This is a genomic window from Rhizobium sp. N621, assembly GCF_001664325.1.
Taxonomy (GTDB): Bacteria; Pseudomonadota; Alphaproteobacteria; order Rhizobiales; family Rhizobiaceae; genus Rhizobium; species Rhizobium esperanzae.
The window spans coordinates 456186-477607 of sequence record NZ_CP013498.1; the positions used below are offsets into that span (position 1 = coordinate 456186).

Here is a 21422-nt window from a genome sequence, read left to right on the forward strand (position 1 = left end):
CGTCGGTCTGGCCGCTCAGATGTCGAGCGTGCTGTCGCGTTCCCATTGGGTGAAATGCGAGCAATAGGCATTCCATTCCCGATGCTTGAGCTTGAGATAGGCGGCTGAAAATTCAGCCCCGATCGCCTGCTTCAGGCCCTCGTCGGCATCATAAGCGCGCAACGCATCGAGCAGGTTGAGCGGCAGCCGCGGCGCGTCCTTCACCAGGTGCCCCTCGGCATACATGTCGATATCGTAGTGCGGACCGGGGTCTGCCTGGCTGCGGATGCCGTCGAGGCCGGCGGCGATAATGATCGCCTGCAGCAGATAGGGATTGACCGCCCCGTCCGGCAGCCGCAGCTCGAACCGTCCCGGCCCCGGCACGCGCACCATGTGGGTGCGGTTGTTGCCCGTCCAGGTCACGGTGTTGGGCGACCAGGTGGCGCCGGAGGTGGTGCGCGGCGCGTTGATGCGCTTGTAGGAATTGACCGTCGGATTGGTGATCGCGGCAAGTGCGGAGGCATGTTTCATGATGCCGCCGAGGAAGGTCTTGCCCTGAGCGGAGAGGCCGAAGGCCATTTCCTTGTCGGCGAAGGCATTGATCCTGCCGTCGATGTCCCAGACCGAGATATGGGCATGGCAGCCGTTTCCGGTCAGGCCCATGAAGGGCTTCGGCATGAAGGTGGCGCGAAACCCGTGTTTCTCGGCGACCGACTTGACCATGAACTTAAAGAAGGAATGCTTGTCCGCCGTCTTCAGAACATCGTCATATTCCCAGTTCATCTCGAATTGGCCGTTCGCATCCTCGTGGTCGTTCTGATAGGGCTTCCAGCCGAGTTCGAGCATGTAATCGCAAATCTCGGCGATGACATCATAGCGGCGCATCACTGCCTGCTGATCGTAACAAGGCTTCTCGGCGGTATCGAACTGATCCGAAATCACCGAACCATCAGAAGAGATCAAAAAGAACTCGGGCTCTACGCCGGTTTTTACCCGGAGCCCTTCTTTGGCAGCCTCGGCGACCAGTCTTTTCAGCAGCACGCGCGGCGCCTGTTCGACAGGCCGATCGTCCATGACGCAGTCGGCCGCGACCCATGCGACGTCCTTCTTCCATGGGAGCTGGATGACGGAGGAAGCATCGGGAACCGCAAACAGGTCCGGATGGGCAGGCGTCAGATCGAGCCATGTGGCGAAGCCCGCAAAGCCGGCGCCATCCTTCTGCATGTCGGCAATCGCTTCGGCAGGGACCAGCTTGGCGCGTTGGCCGCCGAACAGGTCGGTGTAGCTGATCATGAAATATTTGATGCCTCTTTCGGAGGCGTATTGCGAGAGGTCGAGTGTCACATTTGTCCCCTTATGTTGATCTTAGACACTTGATGAAAAAGCCGGCCGCATCCTCCCAAACGCGCCCGGCCGGGCATTTTTAGAAACCGGTCTTGCCGGGGATCCAGTTGGTGCCGGCGAGCGGCACCTGCGCCATGGCCGATGCCTCGATCGTCAGTGCGACGAGGTCTTCCGGCTCGAGGTTGTGCAGGTGGTTCTTGCCGCAGGCACGTGCGATCGTCTGCGCCTCGAGCGTCATGACCTTGAGGTAGTTGGCGAGGCGGCGGCCGGCCGCAACCGGGTCGAGGCGTTTTGCCAGTTCCGGGTCCTGGGTGGTGATGCCGGCCGGATCCTTGCCTTCATGCCAGTCGTCATAGGCGCCGGCCGTCGAGCCGAGCTTTTGATATTCCTCTTCCCAGCGCGGATCGTTGTCGCCGATGGCGACGAGTGCGGCCGTGCCGATCGCGACCGCATCGGCGCCGAGCGCGAGCGCCTTGGCAACGTCGGCGCCGGAGCGGATGCCGCCCGACACGATGAGCTGCACCTTGCGATGCATGCCGAGGTCCTGCAGCGCCTGAACGGCCGGGCGAATGCAGGCAAGCGTCGGCATGCCGACATTCTCGATGAAGACATCCTGGGTCGCCGCCGTGCCGCCCTGCATGCCGTCGAGCACGACGACGTCGGCACCCGCCTTCACGGCAAGGGCGGTGTCGTAATAGGGACGCGCGCCCCCGACCTTGACGTAGATCGGCTTTTCCCAATCGGTGATCTCGCGCAGCTCCATGATCTTGATTTCGAGATCGTCGGGGCCGGTCCAATCCGGATGGCGGCAGGCCGAGCGCTGGTCGATGCCCTTCGGCAGGTTGCGCATATTGGCGACGCGGTCGGAGATCTTCTGGCCGAGCAGCATGCCGCCGCCGCCGGGCTTGGCACCTTGGCCGACCACGACTTCGATCGCATCGGCGCGGCGCAAATCCCGCGGATTCATGCCGTAGCGAGAGGGCAGATATTGGTAGACCAGCGTCTGCGAATGGCCGCGTTCCTCATCCGTCATGCCGCCGTCGCCTGTCGTCGTCGAGGTGCCTGCAATCGTCGCACCGCGGCCGAGCGCTTCCTTGGCATTGCCGGAAAGCGCGCCGAAGCTCATGCCGGCAATGGTGATCGGCGTCTTCAACGTGATCGGTTTCTTGGCGAAGCGTGAGCCGAGCACAACAGTCGTGTCGCACTTCTCCCGATAGCCTTCGAGCGGATAGCGCGAAATCGAGGCGCCGAGAAACAGCAGATCGTCGAAATGCGGCACCTTGCGCTTGGTGCCGGCGCCGCGGATGTCGTAGATGCCGGTGGCCGCCGCGCGGCGGATTTCGGCCAGCGTATAGTCGTCGAAGGTCGCGGACTTGCGGGGCGGGGTATAGGGGTTGTGATAGCTCATGGATGTCCCTCGCCTCAATACGCGTCGGCGTTGTCGATGTTGAAATTGTAGAGCTTGCGGGCCGAGCCGTAGCGCTTGAACTCTTCGGGCCTGACGTCCGTGACCCCGGCCTTGTCGAGCAGCTCGGCAAGCTTCTCCAGATGCTCCGGCCGCATCTCCTTCTTGATGCAGTCGGAGCCGAGACTCTTTACCTCGCCGCGGACGAACAGCTTGGCTTCGTAGAGCGAATCCCCCAGCGCATCGCCGGCATCGCCGAGCACGACCAGATGGCCGGACTGGCCCATGAAGGCCGACATGTGGCCGATGCTGCCATGAACGACGATGTCGATGCCCTTCATCGAAATGCCGCAGCGCGAGGCTGCATTGCCCTTGATGACGAGCAGGCCGCCCCGGCCGGTGGCGCCGGCATATTGGCTGGCGTCGCCCTCGATGACGACGGTGCCGGACATCATGTTTTCGGCAACGCCCGGACCGGCCGAGCCATGAACCGTAATGGTGCCGCCGTCATTCATGCCGGCGCAGTAATAGCCGACCGAGCCTCTAACGGCGACCGTGACGGGGCTGTCGATGCCGACGGCGACGGCATGGCTGCCGCGCGGGTTGATGACTTCGAATGCGGTGTCGTTGGCGCCTTTGGAAAGGGCATGCAGCGCGCTGTTCAGCTCGCGAAGAGGGGTGTTGGAAAGATCGAATGTGGGCATTGGTTCCTCGTTGATCTGGGAGACGGTTTCAGCCGGCTCCTGGCTTTCGGGGCGCCCCTCAGGCAGCCTTGTCGTGATCCCAGAAGTAGACGGTCGCCGGCTCCGGCTCCCAGATGCGGGCATTCTCGATGCCGGGAAGATTGACCAGCGCGCGGTATTCCGAGCCGAAGGCGACATACTGCTCGGTCTCGGCCATGACGGCGGGCTTGCAGGCGATCGGATCGCGCACCACGCCGAAGCCGGATTTGGTGCCGACGACGAAGGTGAAGAAGCCGTCGAGATCGTCGAGTGCGCCGGTCAGCGCCTGGCCGAGATCCTTGCCCTTGGCCATTTCGGCGGAGAGATAGGCGGCGGCGACTTCGGAATCGTTCTGCGTCTCGAAGCTCATGCCTTCGCGGATGAGTTCGCGACGCAGGTTGTTGTGGTTGGACAGCGAGCCGTTGTGCACCAGGCACTGGTCGGCGCCGGTCGAGAACGGATGGGCGCCGAGCGTGGTGACGGCGGATTCGGTCGCCATACGCGTGTGGCCGATGCCGTGGGTACCACCCATGGCGCGCACGTCGAAGCGCGCGACCACGTCTTTCGGAAGGCCGATCTCCTTATAGATTTCGACGCTTTCGCCGGAGCCCATCAGACGCACCGTCGGGCGGATCTGTTCGAGCGCCTCGCGCACGGCGCCAAGCTTGGAGACATCAAGCTCGAGGACGGCATGCGTACTCTTGATCCACACATGGGCTTTGATGCCCGCCTTCTCGAGGTCGTCCGCGAGGCCTTCGAAGTCGACACCAGGATTGGCGGACTGGATCGTCACCTTCGCTCTGCCCTCTGCGGAGCCGCCATAGATCGCGATGCCGGCCGAGTCCGGCCCGCGGTCGGTCATGGTGATCAGCATGTCCGAGAGCAGATTCCCCAGTTGAGGCTCAAGGCTCTTGTCCTTGAGGAAAAGTCCAACGATGCCGCACATAGCCTGTGCCTCCTTTCAAGTTGAGAAAGGACTAACAGGTCTGACTGCGGACTTCAACTTAGGGGAATAAATTTTTCTTTTAAGGCAAGTCAGCCCCTGGTGCTCTGCTGGGGATAGCTGATGATAGAGAGGTAGCGGCTCGGCAGTTTCACCAGTTGCTCCGGCCCATGCGGCGCATCGGCATCGAAGAACAGGCTGTCGCCCGGCTGCATCTGGAAAAGCTGATCGCCATGGCGGTAAACGACCTCGCCTTCGAGCATGTAGAGGAACTCCATGCCTTCGTGCTGAAAGGTCGGGAAGACGTCGGAATCGGCCGTCAGCGTGATGAGATAGGGCTCGACGATGACGCCGCTTGAATTGTTGTCGATATGGCCGAGCAGATTATATTGATGGCCGGCGCGCGTGCCGCGCCGTTCGAGCTCGACGCCCTCTCCCGCCTTGACGAAGACGGCATTGCGCGGTTCCTCGTAGCGCCTGAAGAAAGCGGTCAGCGGCACGCCGAGCGCCCGCGACAGGGATTGCAGCGTCGTCAGCGATGGTGAAATGTTGCCATTCTCGATCTTCGACAGCATGCCGAGCGAAATGCCGGTGGCGGCCGCGAGATCGGTGACGGTGATGCCGAGTTTCTTGCGATAGGCCCGCACCTCATGGCCGATCGCCATTTCAAGGTTGTTTTCCTTCGGCTCCCGAACGGCGTGCGGGTCCTGGGAAAAGGGCGCGCGTCCGCCATGTTCCGGTTGCTCTGCCGTTTCACGCTTGGTTGTCATGAATGTCCCGCCGCCTGCTCTTTTGTCCCGATGCCAACCTATCCCCCTGGTGAAGGTTCCTCAACCGTGAAGAAAACCTAATCCCGCCTCGCCTGCCGCGGCGCAATGCCATAGAGGGCGCGGAACATCCGGGAAAAATGGCTGAGACTGGAAAAGCCGGTGGCGACCGCGATCTCCGAGACGGAAAGCGGGCTCTGCTTCAGCAGGCGGTGAGCATGCTGCAGCCGGATCCTGTGATATTGATCGAGGAAGGTGGTGCCGAGATGGGCCGAGAAGAGCCGGTCGAGATGACGGGCGGAAACACCGGCGATGCGGGCCATGGCGGCGCGGTCGAGCGGCATCTCGATCGTCTCCTCCATACGCTCGAGAACGCTGAGCAGGCCGGGATGATGGACGCCGTAACGCTCGGCGAGCGACGCGCGCTGGGGCGCTGCCGGCTCGTTGACCTCGGTGTGCAGATACCAGTCGCTGACGCGGCGGGCGAAATCCGGCCCCATGCGCTCGGTGATCAGCACATGCATCATGTCGAGCGCTGAGATGCCGCCGCCGCAGGTGATTCTGCTGCCGTCGATCATGAAGCGCGCCTGGCGCGGCGAAAGATCAGGGAAGGCCTCGAGAAGAGCGGCGGCGTACTCCCAGTGGATGGTGAAGTCGCGGCCGGCGAGCAGTCCGGCGGCCGCCATCAGATAGGGGCCGCCCGAAATGCCGCCGATCCTGACACCTTCGCGCGACAGCTGCCTGAGGCAGGCGAGTACGCCCGGATAGCGCCAGTCGCGCGGCGAGCCGCCGGCGCAGACGAAGGCCGTGCCGAGCCCCGCGCCCCTGATGGGAAGAGGTTCGGCCGGCACCGGCACACCGGAGGAGGAGAGAACAGGCGCGCCGTCCGGCGAGAAGGTCCGCAGACGATAGATATCGCGTCCAGCCAGAAGATTTGCTGCCCGCAACGGCTCCGTCGCCGAAGCGTAGGACATCAGCGCGAATCCCGGGATCAGGATGAAGCCGATCTCCTGGACATTTCTGGTATCGGGTGAGGACATGTCCCTTATATATTCATTAGTGTCCTAATTGCGCAAGTCCGCGCCGGTCTTTCTGGCATCATGCGGCCACTCCATTCGGATTGACCCATGCGCTACTCCGCTCTCTCGATTTTCCTCAACGGCCTTCGCGGCAACAAAGGCTGGGCGCCTGCCTGGCGCGACCCCGCGCCGAAGCCGCATTATGATGTCGTCATTGTCGGCGGCGGCGGCCACGGCCTTGCCACGGCCTATTATCTCGCCAAGGAGTTCGGCATCACCAATGTCGCCGTTCTCGAAAAGGGTTATCTCGGCTCCGGCAATATCGGCCGGAACACCACGATCATCCGTTCGAACTACCTGCTGCCCGGCAACAATCCCTTCTACGAGCTGTCGATGAAGCTCTGGGAAGGCCTGGAGCGGGACTTCAACTTCAACGCCATGGTCTCGCAGCGCGGCGTGCTCAACCTCTTCCATTCCGATGCGCAGCGAGACGCCTATACGCGCCGCGGCAACGCCATGCGGCTGCACGGCGTCGACGCCGAGCTTCTCGACCGGCAGGCGGTGCGCAAGAAGCTTCCGTTCCTCGATTTCGACAATGCCCGTTTCCCGATCATGGGTGGTCTATACCAGCCGCGCGGCGGCACGGTGCGCCACGACGCGGTTGCCTGGGGTTATGCCCGCGGCGCAGACAGCCGCGGCGTCGATATCATCACCCAGTGCGAGGTGACAGGAATCCGCCGCGAAAACGGTCAGGTGACGGGCGTCGAGACCAGCAGGGGCTTCATCGGCTGCGGCAAGCTGGCGCTGGCGGCGGCCGGCAATTCCACCGTCGTCGCCGATATGGCTGGCCTCCGCCTGCCGATCGAAAGCCATGTGCTGCAGGCCTTCGTCTCCGAAGGGCTGAAACCCTTCATCGACAATGTCGTCACCTTCGGCGCCGGGCATTTCTACGTCTCCCAGTCGGACAAGGGCGGCCTCGTCTTCGGCGGCGATATCGACGGCTATAATTCCTATGCCCAGCGCGGCAATCTGGCGACCGTCGAGCATGTCGCCGAAGCCGGCGTGGCAATGATCCCGTCGCTGTCGCGGGTACGTTTCCTGCGTTCCTGGGGCGGGGTGATGGATATGAGCATGGACGGCTCGCCGATCATCGACCGCACCCATATCGGCAATCTCTATCTCAACGCCGGCTGGTGTTACGGCGGCTTCAAGGCAACACCCGCCTCCGGCTTCTGCTACGCCCATCTGATCGCCCGCAACACACCGCATCAGACGGCACGCGCCTTCCGGCTCGATCGTTTCGCGCGCGGCCATCCGATCGACGAAAAGGGCGTCGGCGCCCAGCCCAATCTGCACTGAGGATATTTAGACGATGGCAAGCCTGATTTCCTGTCCCCATTGCGGCGTCCGGCCCAAGGAGGAATTCTCGATTCGCGGCGACGCGAACCTTATCCGGCCGGCGCCGGATGCCGGTCAGGATGCCTGGTACGACTATGTCTATCTGCGCGACAATCCGAAGGGCCGGCACAGCGAATACTGGCACCATTCCTCCGGATGCCGCCGGTGGCTGATCGTCGAACGCGATACCGTCACCCATAAGGTCCATGGCGTCAGGGATGCCGCCCTTGCCAAGCTCGGCGGAGAACCGGCATGACGAGTTTCCGTCTTTCCTCCGGCGGCCGCATCGACCGGGCCGCGACACTCGGCTTCACCTTCGACGGCAAGGCGCTGGAAGGCCATCCGGGCGATACGCTCGCCTCGGCGCTGCTGGCCAACGGTATCCAGCTCGTCGGCCGCAGCTTCAAATATCACCGCCCGCGCGGCATTCTGACGGCGGGGGCCGCCGAACCGAACGCGCTGGTGACGACAGGCAGCGGCGGGCGCCCCGAACCGAACACGCGCGCGACGATGATCGAGCTTTACCAGGGGCTGACGGCCAAGAGCCAGAACCGCTGGCCTTCGCTCGGTTTCGATGTCGGCGCCGTCAACGGCCTGCTCTCCCCTTTCCTCAGCGCCGGTTTCTACTACAAGACCTTCATGTGGCCGGCGGCCCTCTGGGAAAAGCTCTATGAGCCGGTGATTCGCAAGGCGGCGGGCCTCGGCCGCGCCTCCTACGAAGCCGATCCCGATACCTATGAGAAATGCTGGGCGCATTGCGACCTGCTGGTGATCGGCGCGGGCCCTGCCGGTCTTGCCGCAGCGCTGACGGCGGGACGCGCCGGCGCGCGCGTCATTATCGCCGACGAAGGCTCCGAACTCGGTGGCAGTCTGCTTGCCCGCGGCGCCGTCGACGGCAAGCCGGCGGACGCTCTTCTCGGCGAGGTGCTGACCGAATTCGAAGGGCTGGCGAATGTGCGCCGCCTGCCGCGCACGACGGTGTTCGGCTGGTACGACGACAATGTCTTCGGCGCCGTCGAACGCGTGCAGAAGCATGTGGCGCTGCCCGATCCCGAGCGTCCCGTCGAACGATTGTGGCGCATCGTCGCCCGCCAGGCGCTTCTGGCGACGGGAGCCGAGGAGCGGCCGCTGGTCTTCGGCGGCAACGACATCCCCGGTGTGATGATGGCAGGCGCCATGCGCAGCTATCTCAATCGGCAGGCGGTGGCGCCAGGCCAAAGCACGGTGGTCTTCACCACCAACGATACTGCATATGACACCGCCGCCGACCTCGAAGCTGCCGGCCTTCGAGTTGCCGCGATCGTCGACAGCCGCGCCGATGGCGGCAAGGGCTGGCAGGGTCGCGCCGAGGTTCTGCGGGGCGCCCGGGTCATCGATGCAGAGGGCGGCAAACACCTGCGCGGCGTCAGCATCGAGACCGCAGGCGGCATTCGCCGGATCGACGCGGATGCGCTCGCCATGTCGGGCGGCTGGAGCCCGGTCATTCATCTTGCCTGCCATCGCGGCGGCAAGCCGCAATGGTCCGAGGTGTCTTCGGCCTTCCTGGCGCCGGCATCACAGGACGGCCTTGCCGTTGCCGGCGCAGCCGCCGGCCTCGCGCAAGCCACGGCCTGCCTCGGCGATGGCGCGGCGAAGGCCGCCGCCGCATTGCAGGCAATCGGCTTTTCAGCGGAACCGGCCTTTGTTTCAGCTCCCGAGACGGCTCCGCATGTAAAGCCGCTCTGGTCGGTCAAGGGATCGAAGGGCAAGGCTTTCGTCGACTATCAGAACGACGTGCATCTTAAAGATCTGGGTCTTGCCGTCCGCGAAGGCTACGGCCATGTCGAGCTTGCCAAGCGTTATACCACCAGCGGCATGGCGACCGACCAGGGCAAGCTTTCCAACATCAACGCCATCGGCATCCTTGCCGAGGCGCGCGGTGTGTCACCCGCCGAAGTGGGGACGACGACCTTCCGGCCCTTTTATACGCCGGTTTCCTTCGGCGCCTTGACCGGAGCGTCGCGCGGCAAGGATTTCCAGCCGGCGCGCAAATCGCCGCTGCACGGCTGGGCGAAAAAGAATGGCGCGGTCTTCGTTGAAACCGGCCTCTGGTATCGCTCCTCCTGGTTCCCGCGCGCCGGCGAGACGACGTGGCGCGAAAGCGTCGACCGCGAAGTGCTGAATATCCGCAAAAATGCCGGCCTCTGCGACGTCTCGACGCTCGGCAAGATCGAAATCTTCGGCCGCGACGCCGCGACCTTCCTCGACCGGGTCTATTGCAATGGCTTTGCCAAGCTTGCCCTCGGCAAGGCGCGTTACGGCATCATGCTGCGCGAGGACGGCTTCATCTATGACGACGGCACCACCAGCCGCTTCAGCAACGACCACTTCTTCATGACGACGACGACGGCGCTGGCCGCCGGCGTGCTGAGCCATCTCGAATTCTGCGCCCAGACGCTCTGGCCGGAACTCGACGTCTGCTTCGCCTCCTCGACCGATCAATGGGCGCAGATGGCGGTTGCCGGGCCGAAGTCGCGCGCCATCCTCGCCGAGATCGTCGACGAGGATATCTCCGATGCCGCCTTCCCCTTCATGAGCGCCCGCGAGATTTCGCTGTTCGGCGGCCGTCTCGAAGGCCGGCTGTTCCGCATCTCCTTCTCCGGCGAACGCGCCTACGAGCTGGCGGTGCCGGCCGGCTACGGCGAAAGCGTTGCCGACGCCATCATGGCCGCCGGCGAAAAACACGGCATCTGCGCCTACGGCGCCGAAGCGCTCGGCGTCCTGCGCATCGAGAAGGGCCATGTCACCCACGCCGAGATCAACGGCACGGTCACCCCGGGTGATCTCGGCTTCGGCCGCATTGTGTCATCGACCAAGCCGGATTTCATCGGCAAGGCGATGCTCGCCCGCGAAGGCCTGCAGGATCCCGAGCGGCCGCGCCTCGTCGGCGTCAAGCCGCTCAATCCGGTAAGCGGCTTCCGCACCGGCTCGCATATCCTCGCCGAGGGCTCTCCGGCGACGCTGGAAAACGACCAGGGCTATGTCACCTCGAGCGCCTTTTCACCGAGCCTCGGCCATACGATCGGCCTGGCGCTGGTCCGGCGCGGGCCTGAGCGCATCGGCGAAAAGGTGACGGTCTGGAACGGCCTGCGCAATGAATTCACCGATGCGGTGCTCTGCCATCCCGTCTTTATCGATCCTGAAAACGAGAAGCTCCATGCCTGATCTCCCCCAGCATAGACCGGTTCTCGCCGGCACGGCACATAACGTAACGGGACCCGGCATCCGGCTGGAAGCCTTGCCGGAAGGCCATCTGCTGCATGTGCTCGGCGGAACTGAGCCAGCGGCGCTTGCCGCTGAACTGACGAAGGCGGGCTTTGCGGAAAGTTCGATCCGTCAGGCCGGTTTCCGGCAATGGTTCGTCGCCGGCGACGCGCCGCTTTCATCCGCAGGTCTTGAAACTCTCACAGCAGCGCTTGCCGGAAAAGCCTTCGTCATGGATCAGAGCCACGGCCGTGTCCGCATCGGCATTTCCGGCCGGTCTGCGCGCCTGCTTCTTTCAAAGGGCACCGCCGTCGATCTCGACCCCGCCGTCTTTCAGGAAAACAGTTCGGCGATGACGATGATCGGCCATATCTCCGTACAGATCGCCCGCACCGGCGATGACAGCTTCGAGCTCACGGTCCTGCGCAGCTTCGCCGAAAGCCTCTGGGACGAGCTTAAGGATATGGCGGCGGGCGCTGAAGGATAACGCGTAAAGACTATCCTTGCCGTCAACCGCCAATGTTTGTCGCCTCAATGGAAAGAGATGATCGGCGGTCGCGCGCGCAGCAATAGCCTTTATCCCGGTTTCTTGATGTCTTCGAATCTAAGACTGAAGCGCGCGAGATATTTACTCAGGCGATCGGCGTCGTTGCTGCTCTTTTTCTCCAATCGCGAGGTCGCGAACATGGCTCTGCCCGCGGCGCTTGCTGTGGCATATTGAGGGCCATAATGCCGGTCAATCCCCGTCAGCTTACCGGCTTGCGCGCCGTGACGATCCATGCCGCGCCGTCGATCATCACCGACCGCTCGCCGGGGCGGTCCGCGAAGGCGGCACGAACCGCGGCCGAGGCGCGGGCGCGGATGTCGTCTGGCTGATCAGCGAGCGCGCGCGACAGCGGGCCGACCTCGAGTGTCATCTCAACCGCGTCGTCGATTGCCGCGTCCCGCGTCCTTCCCTCGCCGAACGAGATGGAGGCATCGAATGGCGCAATAGCGATATCGGTGAAGCCAGCCGCCGTCAGGATACGCGCCACCCGCTCCCGGTCGCCGAACGAGAATGGGCCGGGCGCTTCGGGATCGGGCGGCGCGGTCGGCGGGAGGATGCCCTTGATCGCGCCCATCGGCAAGCGCACCCAATCGTTCTCGGCCATGCCGCGCCAGCAGACGAAAGCAACCCGCCCGCCCGGCTTGAGAGCACGGCGCATATGGGCGAACGCCCCTGTCGGATTGTCAAAGAACATCACGCCGAAACGCGAGAACAAGATGTCGAACGCGCCCTCGGGCAGTTCGGCGCTGCTGGCGTCGGCCACCTGGAACAGGGCCGGCGTATCCTGCGGTGCTAACGCGCGCGCTCTGCCGATCAGCGGTTCGGATATGTCCACGCCCAGCACTTGGCCCCCCGCGCCGACGCGGGCGGCCAAATCCAGAGTAGACGCCCCCGCGCCGCAGCCGACGTCCAGCACGCGTTCGCCTATGGCGGGCGCGGCGGCTTCGATCGCGGCCTGGCCGAACACCGCCAGCATGGCGTCGAGCCGAGCCTGGTTGGCGACCCAGCGCTCCCCGCTTTGGCCATTCCAGTCGGCTACCTGATAAAAATTTTCCTCTGCCACGATGCCATATCCTTGTTCTGATCCGTTCTTAACCAAGTGATCCGCCCGCGTGGTCGCTGCCACCGTGCGCGGCGATGAACATGGCGACGGCCGACCGGCAATAGGATTCGATTTCGTTATCGTCCTCTGCTCTTGCCGGGTCGAAGCGCGCAATAATCAGCAGATCGGATCCTTTGAAAAGCGCGCCAAACAAGCGGGCGGACTGGAGAGGATCGGGGACGTTCAGAACCGCCTTCGCATGCAACTGACGCAATAGGGCCTCGATTTGGGCGATGACATGGGCGGGGCCGGCTTCGTAATAGAGCTTGCTTAACGACTTTTGATTCGTCTTGTCGGCCATGACCATGGCTTCGACACTGCGGACGTCCGGGCTCAACAGCGTGCGAAGGAGGGATGATCCCACCGCCATGAGCTGCTCTTCGGCGGAACCGTCGACGCCTTCAAAAAGGGCCTGTGGTGCAAACTGATGGCAGCGGTCCGCGATGGCAGCGCTGAACAGCGCCTCTTTGTTCTCGAAGTGCCGATAGATGCTGAGCTTGGATATCTTCGCTCGCTGGGTGACCTTGTCCAATGTCGTCGCTTGAAAACCCAATTCCACAAAGAGTTCGTATGCTGCGTCGACTATCGTTTGGCCAAGCGCCTCGTTGGCTGGCCGGCCGCGCCGGCCTCGACTATTTTCGGTCACGACCATTAAGATCCTTGACAGTATCGTTATTCATGTCTTACGATACCACGCAGTATCGGAAATATGCAAGCCAACGAACGGATTTTATCCTGTCCCATAGATCGAGTCTCTAAGCCGCTTGGCCATATCGATGCAGATCGGTGGACGAGACGCGCCAAGGCTCAGCCAATCACACTCGCTCAACAGCACGGAGCTTATCACCATGGATGACGTCATCATCATCGGCGGCAGCTTTGCCGGTCTCGCCGCCGCCCTTCAGCTCGGCCGTGCCCGCCGCAGGGTCACCGTTCTCGATACGGGCCTGCCGCGCAATCGCTTCGCCGGCCACTCGCATGGCCTGCTCGGCCACGATCACAAGCCACCGCTGGACATCCTGGCCGAGGCGCGGAAGCAGCTGGCACGCTATCCCGCGGTTAGGCTGGTCAATGCCCGGGCCAACAGCATCTCCGGCGCCATCGATGATTTCTCCGTCCTCACTGGCGATGGCGAAAGCCTTGGGGCGCGCCGCCTCATCCTGAGCTATGGCGTCGCCGATCAGATGCCTGATGTTCCCGGCTTTGCCGAAAGCTGGGGCACTTCCATCGTGCCCTGCCCCTATTGCGATGGCTTTGAAGTCGCCGACCAGCATTGGGGCCTTGTCTGGTCCGGCCCGCCGTCGCACAATTATGTCAGGCTGTATCACGACTGGACCGACACGTTGACGGTCTTCGCCGATGGTCACGACATTGCGCCCGATATCCGCGCCGATCTGGCGCGCCGCAACATACCTGTCGTTGATGACCGGATCGCCGAAATCGCCCATCACCGGGGCCATATCACCACCGTTAATCTCGAGAGCGGCCGCAATGCCGGGGTTGATATCCTGTTCGCGCATCCGCGCAACAAGCCATCCGCAAGCCTGCATGAATCACTGGGCCTCGCCACGGTCGATACGCCCTTCGGCATCGCCCTCAAGGTCGACGAGCGCCGCGAAACCAGCATGCCCGGCATCTACGCGGCCGGCGACGTCGCCAACCCAGCCATGGCCTCCGTCACCACGGCAATATCGCAGGGTGCGATGGCGGGTATCTTCGCCCAGCAGTCGATGCTGGTTTGAGAGCAGAGAATTCCTTCTCCGGGTTCTGGCGGGGACGAGCGCGCCGCCGGCGCTGGTTGCTCAGCCTCGAAATGTATAGCCGCTGATCGAAGCCGGTTTCATCTCGATGGAGAAGCCCGGCAGGGTCGGCGGCATGTAGGCGGCATTCTCGATCCGGCAGGGGTCGAGGAAGTGTTCGTGCAGGTGATCGACATACTCGATGACGCGGCCATCCTTGGTGCCTGACACCGCGACGTAATCGATCATCGACAGGTGCTGCACATATTCGCAGAGGCCGACGCCGCCGGCGTGCGGCCAGACCGGCAGGCCGAACTTGGCGGCGATCAGCAACACAGAAAGGACCTCGTTCAGCCCACCCATGCGGCAGGAATCGATCTGGACGATGTCGATGGCGCTCTCGGCGATGAACTGCTTGAACATGATGCGGTTCTGGCACATCTCGCCGGTCGCGACCTTCACCGGGGTGATTGCCTGGCGGATCTTGCGATGGCCGGCGACGTCATCGGGGCTGGTGGGCTCCTCGATGAAGAAGGGCTTGGCAAAGGCGAGCGCCTTGACCCAGTCGATCGCCTGGCCGACGTCCCAGACCTGGTTGGCGTCGATCATCAGGTAGCGGTCGGGGCCGATCACCTCGCGGGCGATCCTCAGACGGCGGATATCGTCGTCGAGATCACGGCCGACCTTCATCTTGATATGGTTGAAGCCGGCATCGATCGCTTCCTGGCAGAGCCGGCGCAATTTCTCGTCTTCATAACCCAGCCAGCCGGCCGACGTCGTGTAGCAGGCGTAGCCCTCCTTTTCGAGAATGGCGATCCGTTCCGCCTTGCCGGCTTCCGCCTTCTTGAGGATAGCGACCGCTTCATCGCGCGTCAGCACGTCGGTGAGGTAGCGGTAGTCGACGATATCGGCGATTTCTTCCGGCGACATCTCGGCGACCAGCCGCCAGACCGGCTTGCCGGCCTGTTTGGCAAGCAGATCCCAGACAGCGTTGACGACGGCACCGGTCGCCAGGTGAATGGCGCCCTTTTCCGGGCCGATCCAGCGCAACTGGCTGTCGCTGGTCAGGTGCCGCCAGAATTTGCCGGGATGGGCGAGAACTTCGGCGAGGTCGGTGCCGATGACAAGATGGCGCATCGCTTCGATCGCCATGCAGCAAATGTCGTTGCCGCGGCCGATGGTGAAGGTCAGGCCATGGCCGGCAAGGCCTGGAACATCCGTGTCGAGAATGACATAGGCGGCCGAATAGTCGGGATCGGGGTTCATCGCATCGGATCCGTCCAGGCTTTGCGAGGTGGGAAAGCGGAGATCGAAGACGCGAAGGTCGGTGATGCGGATCATGGTGTTCCTCCCGATTTATGGGGCCAATTGCGATAGCCGGATCGGCCGGCGGTCTGCCGGCCGCGTCACGAGCCGACGTCAGATCGTCCAGCCGCCGTCGATGGCGATCGCCTGGCCAGACGTGTAGGTAGCGCCGGCGAGATAGACGGCGAGATCGGCGATCTCTTCCGGCGTGCCGAGCCGGCCCATCGGCTGGCGGGCGATGAAGGCGGCGCGGGCCGCATCATAATCGCCCTGGGCGCGCATGCGGTCCTGCAAGGACGGACTTTCCACCGTGCCGGGGCAGATGGCATTGCAGCGGATGCCTTGAGCAACATAATCGGCGGCGACCGATTTGGTAAGACCGATGACCGCCGCCTTGGTGACACCATAGGCGAAGCGATTCGGCACGCCCTTGATGCTGGAGGCGACGGAGGCCATGTTGATGATCGACCCGTCCTTGCGTTCGAGCATGCCGGGCAGCACCGCCCGGATGGTGCGGATCATTGCCTTGACGTTGAGGTCGAAAGCGAATTCGAGATCGGAATCCGGCATTTCCAGGATCGAGCCGGCATGGACGAAGCCGGCGCAGTTGAACAGCACGTCCACAGCGCCGATTTCGGCGACGAGCGCCGTGACCGCATCCCCATCGAGCACGTTGAGCTTATGGGTGGAGACGCCGGTTTCCGCGGCAAGGGTCGCCAGCGCATCGGTGTTGATGTCGGTTGCATGGACCTTGGCGCCGACCGCGGCAAAGGCTGCCGCCGTCGCCCGGCCGATGCCCTGGCCGGCCGCGGTAATGAGAACGGTCTTGCCGGAAAGTCTGTTTGTCATGTCACGGGCCTCTTCTGGATTGTCTACATGAGACGATGCATGCGGTTATCTTGCCGAAGGCCGAGCAGTGATGGAATAGGGCGTCCATCAGAGCCTGCCATTTTCTCTCTTTGCGCGTTTCGTCCGGTCTGGAGCAAGGCACGAAGCCTCGCCTCGTTTCTGCTGATCGGCTATCTTCAATTATGATTTGTCTGTTTATAGACAAACAGACGATTGGCCAAGGGTCAAGCGCGAAGTTTTCCTTTTCCGGCCGTGGTTCTGCGTATATGCAGAACAATATTCACAGGAGGAAGGAATGGAGACCGACGAGTCAGACCGCTACCGCGCTCCTGCCCTTGACAAGGGTCTCGATATCCTGGAGCTGCTTGCCGGCGTCGACAGCGGCCTCACCCAGGCGGAAATCGCCAAGCGGCTCGACCGCAGCCCCAATGAATTCTATCGCATGCTCGACCGGCTGGTGCGTCGCGGTTACGTCACCCGGCTGGACGGCGATCGCTATTCGCTGACGCTGAAGCTCTTCGGTCTTGCGCAATTGCATGCGCCTGTGCGCCGGCTTGCCTCCTATGCCACGCCGCTGATGCGCGATCTCGCCCAGCGCACCCGCCAGGCCAATCATCTCGCCGTCTTCGACCGTGGCGCCGCCGTTGTCATCGCCCAGCAGGAAGCACCGGACTATTGGGGCTTCTCGATCCGCATCGGCGCCCATATCAGCCTGTTCGACACCGGCTCGGGGCATGTGCTGCTCGCCTTCCGCGGCGACGAGGAGCGGGAGATGATGATATCGGAACATGCGCGCAACCGCGCCGAGATCGACCTCGGTGCCGAATTCTACGATCGTCTCGACCAGATCCGCGAGCGCGGCTACGAGATGATGGCAAGCGCCCAGACATCGGGCGTCTACAATCTGTCGGCGCCGGTTCTCGGGCCGGATCGGCGTTGCATCGCCGCCCTCACCTGCCCCTTCATCGCCCTTGTCAACGCGCCGTCTGCCCCCGACATCACGCAGACGATCACGTTGGTGCAGAAGACCGCCGCTCAGCTTTCGCTGCTGGCCGGGGCGGATGTCATCAATTCCGGCTGAATCGGTGGGAGGATCTCGGGAATTTCTATTTGAATAATCCATTCACGAGAAATAGGTTGCGGCAAAGGCCATTTCTGGAGGAGGAAAACGTGCTCATCGACACCCACCTGCACATCATCGACCGGTCGGCGCTTTCTTATCCCTGGCTTTCCGGCGTGCCGGCTCTCGATCGTGACTTTCTTTATGAGACCTATGCGGCCGAGGCGCGGCGCTGCGGCATTACCACGGCGCTGCATATGGAGGTCGATGTCGATCCGGCCGTGATGCAGGCTGAGACCGACCACATTGCCTCTCTCGCCAAAGGGCGAGGCAGCCTGATTGCCGGGGCGATCGTCTCCTGCCGCCCGGAAGAGGAGGGTTTTGCAGCCTATCTCGAGCGGCAGAAGGCCGATCCCTTCGTCAAGGGCTTCCGCCGCGTGCTGCATGTCGTGCCTGACACCGTCTCGGAAAGTGCCCTGTTTCGAGACAATATCCGGCGCATCAGTGGCAGCGGCCTGACCTTCGACCTCTGCACATTGCCGCACCAGGCCGGTCGCGTCACCGCTCTCGTCGATCTCGCGCCCGACGTGCAGTTCGTCCTCGATCATTGCGGCGTGCCGGATATCCGCTCCGATGCCTTCGAGCCATGGAAGGCCGGCATTTCGGAGATCGCCCGCCGGCCGAACGTGATCTGCAAGATCTCCGGCGTTGTCACCTATGCGGATGCGCAGACATGGACAGCACAGACGCTGACGCCCTATATCGAACATGTGATCGCAAGTTTCGGCTGGGATCGTGTCGTCTGGGGCAGCGATTGGCCGGTCTGCACGCTCGGCGGCGGCCTTTCCACCTGGGTTGCAGCGACCCATGCCGTCATCTCCGGCAGCAGCGAGGCGGAGCGGTCCAAGCTGCTCTTCGCCAATGCCCAGCGCCTCTGGTCATTGTAACTTTTTGTTTACGCTGCCCCGATCCTTTGGCTGCGAAACCCGCCGCCAAAGTTTGCGCACCATGTCCGGCACCCTGAAATCGGATGATGTACCCCCCAAAAGTGCTACTTTGGCATGTTTTTTGCTGCTGCTAATATGAAGCGATGCAATGTTTCGGTTTGGGACGACTTACAGCCAAACAATTGCTAGCTTTGTGTGTCTCAGTTACAAGTTGTCAGACACGGATATGGCGAATAACCTCATGTCCGTGTCCTCAGGAGGGAAAACAAATGAAAGAAGAACCGCACGCAGTGGACGTTCATGTCGGAAAGACGATCCGCATACAGCGTCTGCTGCGCAAAGTTTCGCAGACGGAATTGGGCGATCGTGTCGGCGTAACGTTTCAGCAGATCCAGAAATACGAAAAAGGCTCCAACCGCGTTTCCGCCAGCATGCTGGTTGAAATCGCCGGCGCGCTGAATGTCGACGTCAGGACGTTCTTCGACGACCTGTCGACCCCTGAAACGGCTAACGACAACCCCGCACCCAGCGAGGAATTCGTTATTTCGCGCGAGGGTGTCCTTTTGAATGCGGCGTTCTTCTCGATCAAAAACGAAGCTCTTCGCAAGAAGATCCTGAAGCTTGTTCAGGCAATCGCCCACACCGAACAGGTCGACGGTGAAGCGGCCGAATAGGCCGGTCTCCTTCACGCGATCCTAACGGACGGCATGAAGGTCAATGGCGATCGATCAGGATCAGATTCTCGCTAGCGTCCTTCATTGCGATCTTGGCCTTGCTGCCGAGCAGTTTCTCGAGGTTGACGTCAAGTTCCCTGTCCGGATCTATGCCGTCCCAATCGATTACGACCTGCAGCAGCGCCATGTTCGTCAGGTGCATCAGATTACGCAGCTGAAGTTTTTCAGCCTCCTCCTTGGCTGCCGACAGCAGCCGGAAGATCCTTGCGTATTCACTGCCTGTACCTTCGTTATGTTGTTCAAACATTGTTCCCGCCCCTTTGGCCGTTAAGCCTCAGATTCCATCAGTACTGCATCATTTCGCCGAGACCGTTATTCTAGCGTTACAGGAGTCACATTGCGTGTGACTTCGGCGTGCAAAAGATCCCAATGCGAGGTTGCGGCAAAGCGCCAGTCACGGTTGACGGGCGCGAATTCGTCGCGGTGCAGCCACTCCAGCACCAGCCGCGCGTCGTCGCGCTTGCGTTCGACTCGATTCTTGCGGAGAGCGGCGAGAAGGTGATCGCGGCGCGGCTTGCGGAAATGGCACTCGTCGACCACGCGCGCATAGGTGCGCTCGGAGAAATGCAGGAAGCGGCCGGAGAGCAGCAGTTTCTTGCGCTCACCCGTCGAAATCTCGCCGCAGGCATAAAGCGCATCGATCGTCGGCTCGAAATCGACCCAGGGCACGGAAAGCGGCAGCCAGCCAAGCGCCTGCGGCGCATGTACCAGCGCAACGGCTTCGTCATCGAGCAGCCGTCCGGAATCGTAATCTTCGAAGATCGAGCCGAGGCCGACCATGCCGAACGGCGCGCATTCCGCAGCCCGCAACGCGCCCATGCTGGCGCCGCCGGCTATGGCGACGTCATGTTCGAGCGCGTAGAGAATTTCCTTGTGCCAGACCGAAGGAAGATCGCCGAAATAGCCGTCGACGAGGCCGATCGCGGTGGCGCCATCCTCCACCGCCTTCAGAATATCGCCGCGGGCGGCGGGCGGGCGGAAATCGATGCAGGGAGACATGTTTCTCGCTGCGGCAAGGCCGCCACCAAGGCTCGGACCGACGAACAGAACCTTCATGATTGGGCTCCTCTCATGGTATTGACGGCGCGCAGGCCGAGCTGGATGTACTGACCTGATATATCGACCTCCAGGCCCGGCACGATCACCCTGACGACCGAGACCGGCAAAGCCGGATGGGCAAAGGGCACGGCGACGATCTGCTCGATCCCGTTCGCCACCAGCCGGTCGGCTATGTGGCGGATGGTCTCCTGGATTGTCGCCGAGCGGTGATGGCGGTTCTGAAAGGCGCGCGTTCGGCCGTCGCCCTGGCAGAGCTCGACCACCTGCTGCATCGCCGCACTCCGGTCGAGCCGCTGATAGACGCGCGGGGAGAAATCGTCGCGGCTGCCGGCGATTGCGGTCAGCCGGCTCTGGGCCGCTTCGGTAATGGCGCGCAGCGCGGCGCGCACAGGATCGGGATGGCAGCCGCAGCCGCCGCAGACATGCGACCAGCGCACGTCGACGCGGTCGGAAAGATTGCCCGGCATAATGACGGCCAGAAAAGCCGGAACACCGATATCCGTAGTCATGTCGAGCAGCAGCAGCCGCATGCCGGCGCGCGCGATCCGGTCGGTCATGACGTCGATGACCGCATCGCCGAAGGAGGCGGGGTCGATGCGGCTTTCCTTGAGGCGCTGTGGTGATTTCAACTGGGTCAGAGCCCAGGCGTCGCGCTCGACCAGCTCGCAAAGTCCGTGCAGGACCGCTTCGGACGGCGTATTGCCGGAGGCAAGCCCATCGCTCGATTGCTCGAAGCCCGGCGGCCGTTCGCCGCGATGGTCGAGGCCGACGAGCCACCAGGGGACGAAGACGCTGCTGCCGGACAGAACGTCGAGGCCGGAGCACCAGGGGACGGGGTCACCGCCGATTTCATCGGGTGTGCATCGTGCGACATTGTCGAGATCGATCATGGCGGCGCGTTCCGCCCGCATGCTCTCCACCGTCGCCTGCGTCAGGTCGGCGGGCGGAATTTCCGCGATCCGCGTCTCGATCGCTTCCATGGCGGCCGAGGCCATGGCGGCATCATTGTCGATGCCTTTGCCCTGGAAGACCGAAAGCGTGTGGCTGTTCGGCCTCGTCGCGAAGGCGACGGGGATGTTCAGCACGTCGAGAGCCGTCAGCAGGCCGACGCGCGTAATACCGAATTCGCGCAGATGCGGCCTGATGGCTGCAAGTGTCTGCGCCGGCGTGACTGCTCGGTCGTGATAGTCGCTGACGCCTGCCGATGATCGTTCGAGGTCACCGGCAAGCGTTTCGAGGTCGGCGAAGGCGGACATACCG

General features: G+C 62.9%; 21 protein-coding genes. 8 read left to right on the forward strand and 13 right to left on the reverse strand.

The window, feature by feature from the left end; genetic code table 11:
- Positions 1–15: 15 nt before the first annotated feature.
- The 6 genes from glnT to AMK00_RS26830 all read right to left on the reverse strand — a co-directional run bounded on the left by glnT (position 16) and on the right by AMK00_RS26830 (position 6200).
- On the reverse strand, positions 16–1323 hold the full coding sequence (gene glnT, locus AMK00_RS26805) for a type III glutamate--ammonia ligase (RefSeq protein WP_064812275.1): 1308 nt from the start codon (positions 1321–1323) through the stop codon (positions 16–18).
- Positions 1324–1402: 79 nt separating this feature from the next.
- Positions 1403–2731: an FMN-binding glutamate synthase family protein gene (locus AMK00_RS26810; RefSeq protein WP_064812276.1), complete on the reverse strand. Its 1329-nt coding sequence runs from the start codon at positions 2729–2731 to the stop codon at positions 1403–1405.
- A gap of 14 nt (positions 2732–2745) precedes the next feature.
- The gene (locus AMK00_RS26815) at positions 2746–3432 is read right to left on the reverse strand and encodes a GXGXG domain-containing protein (protein ID WP_064812277.1); all 687 of its coding nucleotides are present in this window, start codon (positions 3430–3432) and stop codon (positions 2746–2748) included.
- A gap of 58 nt (positions 3433–3490) precedes the next feature.
- The gene (locus tag AMK00_RS26820) at positions 3491–4396 is read right to left on the reverse strand and encodes a class II glutamine amidotransferase (RefSeq protein WP_064812278.1); all 906 of its coding nucleotides are present in this window, start codon (positions 4394–4396) and stop codon (positions 3491–3493) included.
- Positions 4397–4485: 89 nt separating this feature from the next.
- The gene (locus AMK00_RS26825) at positions 4486–5163 is read right to left on the reverse strand and encodes a helix-turn-helix domain-containing protein (protein ID WP_064812279.1); all 678 of its coding nucleotides are present in this window, start codon (positions 5161–5163) and stop codon (positions 4486–4488) included.
- A 77-nt stretch (positions 5164–5240) separates the two neighbouring features.
- Positions 5241–6200 carry a GlxA family transcriptional regulator gene (locus AMK00_RS26830; RefSeq protein WP_064812280.1) on the reverse strand — a complete coding sequence of 320 codons (960 nt, stop codon included), beginning with the start codon at positions 6198–6200 and terminating at the stop codon, positions 5241–5243.
- A gap of 87 nt (positions 6201–6287) precedes the next feature.
- Between AMK00_RS26830 and AMK00_RS26835 the strand changes: the two genes are divergently transcribed.
- From AMK00_RS26835 to AMK00_RS26850, 4 genes are read left to right on the forward strand one after another with little or no spacing between them, the layout of a single operon-like run.
- Positions 6288–7538 carry a sarcosine oxidase subunit beta family protein gene (locus tag AMK00_RS26835; RefSeq protein WP_064812281.1) on the forward strand — a complete coding sequence of 417 codons (1251 nt, stop codon included), beginning with the start codon at positions 6288–6290 and terminating at the stop codon, positions 7536–7538.
- 13 nt (positions 7539–7551) lie between these two features.
- Positions 7552–7833 carry a sarcosine oxidase subunit delta gene (locus AMK00_RS26840; RefSeq protein WP_064812282.1) on the forward strand — a complete coding sequence of 94 codons (282 nt, stop codon included), beginning with the start codon at positions 7552–7554 and terminating at the stop codon, positions 7831–7833.
- Positions 7830–10781, forward strand: a complete 2952-nt coding sequence (locus AMK00_RS26845; protein ID WP_064812283.1) for a sarcosine oxidase subunit alpha family protein — start codon at positions 7830–7832, stop codon at positions 10779–10781. Before AMK00_RS26840 ends, AMK00_RS26845 begins: the two co-directional genes overlap by 4 nt.
- Positions 10774–11307, forward strand: a complete 534-nt coding sequence (locus tag AMK00_RS26850) for a sarcosine oxidase subunit gamma family protein (protein ID WP_064812284.1) — start codon at positions 10774–10776, stop codon at positions 11305–11307. The genes AMK00_RS26845 and AMK00_RS26850 overlap by 8 nt, the downstream gene beginning before the upstream one ends.
- Before the next feature lie 259 nt (positions 11308–11566).
- Here the strand turns inward: AMK00_RS26850 and AMK00_RS26855 are convergent, their stop codons facing one another.
- Positions 11567–12430, reverse strand: a complete 864-nt coding sequence (locus AMK00_RS26855) for a class I SAM-dependent methyltransferase (protein ID WP_064812338.1) — start codon at positions 12428–12430, stop codon at positions 11567–11569.
- Between the two features lie 28 nt (positions 12431–12458).
- Positions 12459–13115 (reverse strand): TetR/AcrR family transcriptional regulator, encoded by a 657-nt coding sequence (locus tag AMK00_RS26860; RefSeq protein ID WP_064808873.1) that lies wholly within the window; start codon positions 13113–13115, stop codon positions 12459–12461.
- 202 nt (positions 13116–13317) lie between these two features.
- Between AMK00_RS26860 and AMK00_RS26865 the strand changes: the two genes are divergently transcribed.
- The gene (locus AMK00_RS26865) at positions 13318–14211 is read left to right on the forward strand and encodes an NAD(P)/FAD-dependent oxidoreductase (protein WP_064812285.1); all 894 of its coding nucleotides are present in this window, start codon (positions 13318–13320) and stop codon (positions 14209–14211) included.
- 60 nt (positions 14212–14271) lie between these two features.
- Here the strand turns inward: AMK00_RS26865 and AMK00_RS26870 are convergent, their stop codons facing one another.
- Positions 14272–15549: an L-fuconate dehydratase gene (locus AMK00_RS26870; RefSeq protein WP_064812286.1), complete on the reverse strand. Its 1278-nt coding sequence runs from the start codon at positions 15547–15549 to the stop codon at positions 14272–14274.
- A 78-nt stretch (positions 15550–15627) separates the two neighbouring features.
- Positions 15628–16362, reverse strand: a complete 735-nt coding sequence (locus AMK00_RS26875; RefSeq protein WP_064812287.1) for an SDR family oxidoreductase — start codon at positions 16360–16362, stop codon at positions 15628–15630.
- Positions 16363–16657: 295 nt separating this feature from the next.
- On the opposite strand from AMK00_RS26875, the gene AMK00_RS26880 reads away from it, so the two are divergent.
- The 3 genes from AMK00_RS26880 to AMK00_RS26890 all read left to right on the forward strand — a co-directional run bounded on the left by AMK00_RS26880 (position 16658) and on the right by AMK00_RS26890 (position 19043).
- Entirely contained in the window at positions 16658–17443 is a 786-nt protein-coding gene (locus tag AMK00_RS26880; protein ID WP_064812288.1) for an IclR family transcriptional regulator, read from the forward strand.
- Positions 17444–17532: 89 nt separating this feature from the next.
- Complete coding sequence (locus AMK00_RS26885; RefSeq protein WP_064812289.1) at positions 17533–18369, forward strand: amidohydrolase family protein; 837 nt, start codon at positions 17533–17535, stop codon at positions 18367–18369.
- Positions 18370–18638: 269 nt separating this feature from the next.
- The gene (locus AMK00_RS26890; RefSeq protein ID WP_064808765.1) at positions 18639–19043 is read left to right on the forward strand and encodes a helix-turn-helix domain-containing protein; all 405 of its coding nucleotides are present in this window, start codon (positions 18639–18641) and stop codon (positions 19041–19043) included.
- Positions 19044–19083: 40 nt separating this feature from the next.
- Here the strand turns inward: AMK00_RS26890 and AMK00_RS26895 are convergent, their stop codons facing one another.
- The 3 genes from AMK00_RS26895 to AMK00_RS26905 all read right to left on the reverse strand — a co-directional run bounded on the left by AMK00_RS26895 (position 19084) and on the right by AMK00_RS26905 (position 21418).
- Entirely contained in the window at positions 19084–19350 is a 267-nt protein-coding gene (locus AMK00_RS26895; protein ID WP_004668299.1) for a hypothetical protein, read from the reverse strand.
- A gap of 65 nt (positions 19351–19415) precedes the next feature.
- Complete coding sequence (locus AMK00_RS26900; RefSeq protein WP_064812290.1) at positions 19416–20159, reverse strand: TfuA-like protein; 744 nt, start codon at positions 20157–20159, stop codon at positions 19416–19418.
- Complete coding sequence (locus AMK00_RS26905) at positions 20156–21418, reverse strand: YcaO-like family protein (protein ID WP_064812291.1); 1263 nt, start codon at positions 21416–21418, stop codon at positions 20156–20158. The genes AMK00_RS26900 and AMK00_RS26905 overlap by 4 nt, the downstream gene beginning before the upstream one ends.
- Positions 21419–21422 lie beyond the last annotated feature (4 nt).

Coding starts and splice junctions, on each gene's coding strand:
- AMK00_RS26810 (WP_064812276.1), bottom strand. CDS start 2,731: ATGAGCTATCACAACCCCTATACCCCGCCCCGCAAGTCCGCGACCTTC.
- AMK00_RS26830 (WP_064812280.1), bottom strand. CDS start 6,200: ATGTCCTCACCCGATACCAGAAATGTCCAGGAGATCGGCTTCATCCTG.
- AMK00_RS26890 (WP_064808765.1), top strand. CDS start 18,639: ATGAAAGAAGAACCGCACGCAGTGGACGTTCATGTCGGAAAGACGATC.
- AMK00_RS26815 (WP_064812277.1), bottom strand. CDS start 3,432: ATGCCCACATTCGATCTTTCCAACACCCCTCTTCGCGAGCTGAACAGC.
- AMK00_RS26865 (WP_064812285.1), top strand. CDS start 13,318: ATGGATGACGTCATCATCATCGGCGGCAGCTTTGCCGGTCTCGCCGCC.
- AMK00_RS26870 (WP_064812286.1), bottom strand. CDS start 15,549: ATGATCCGCATCACCGACCTTCGCGTCTTCGATCTCCGCTTTCCCACC.
- AMK00_RS26820 (WP_064812278.1), bottom strand. CDS start 4,396: ATGTGCGGCATCGTTGGACTTTTCCTCAAGGACAAGAGCCTTGAGCCT.
- AMK00_RS26875 (WP_064812287.1), bottom strand. CDS start 16,362: ATGACAAACAGACTTTCCGGCAAGACCGTTCTCATTACCGCGGCCGGC.
- AMK00_RS26825 (WP_064812279.1), bottom strand. CDS start 5,163: ATGACAACCAAGCGTGAAACGGCAGAGCAACCGGAACATGGCGGACGC.
- AMK00_RS26895 (WP_004668299.1), bottom strand. CDS start 19,350: ATGTTTGAACAACATAACGAAGGTACAGGCAGTGAATACGCAAGGATC.
- AMK00_RS26850 (WP_064812284.1), top strand. CDS start 10,774: ATGCCTGATCTCCCCCAGCATAGACCGGTTCTCGCCGGCACGGCACAT.
- AMK00_RS26905 (WP_064812291.1), bottom strand. CDS start 21,418: ATGTCCGCCTTCGCCGACCTCGAAACGCTTGCCGGTGACCTCGAACGA.
- AMK00_RS26880 (WP_064812288.1), top strand. CDS start 16,658: ATGGAGACCGACGAGTCAGACCGCTACCGCGCTCCTGCCCTTGACAAG.
- AMK00_RS26900 (WP_064812290.1), bottom strand. CDS start 20,159: ATGAAGGTTCTGTTCGTCGGTCCGAGCCTTGGTGGCGGCCTTGCCGCA.
- AMK00_RS26835 (WP_064812281.1), top strand. CDS start 6,288: ATGCGCTACTCCGCTCTCTCGATTTTCCTCAACGGCCTTCGCGGCAAC.
- AMK00_RS26845 (WP_064812283.1), top strand. CDS start 7,830: ATGACGAGTTTCCGTCTTTCCTCCGGCGGCCGCATCGACCGGGCCGCG.
- AMK00_RS26840 (WP_064812282.1), top strand. CDS start 7,552: ATGGCAAGCCTGATTTCCTGTCCCCATTGCGGCGTCCGGCCCAAGGAG.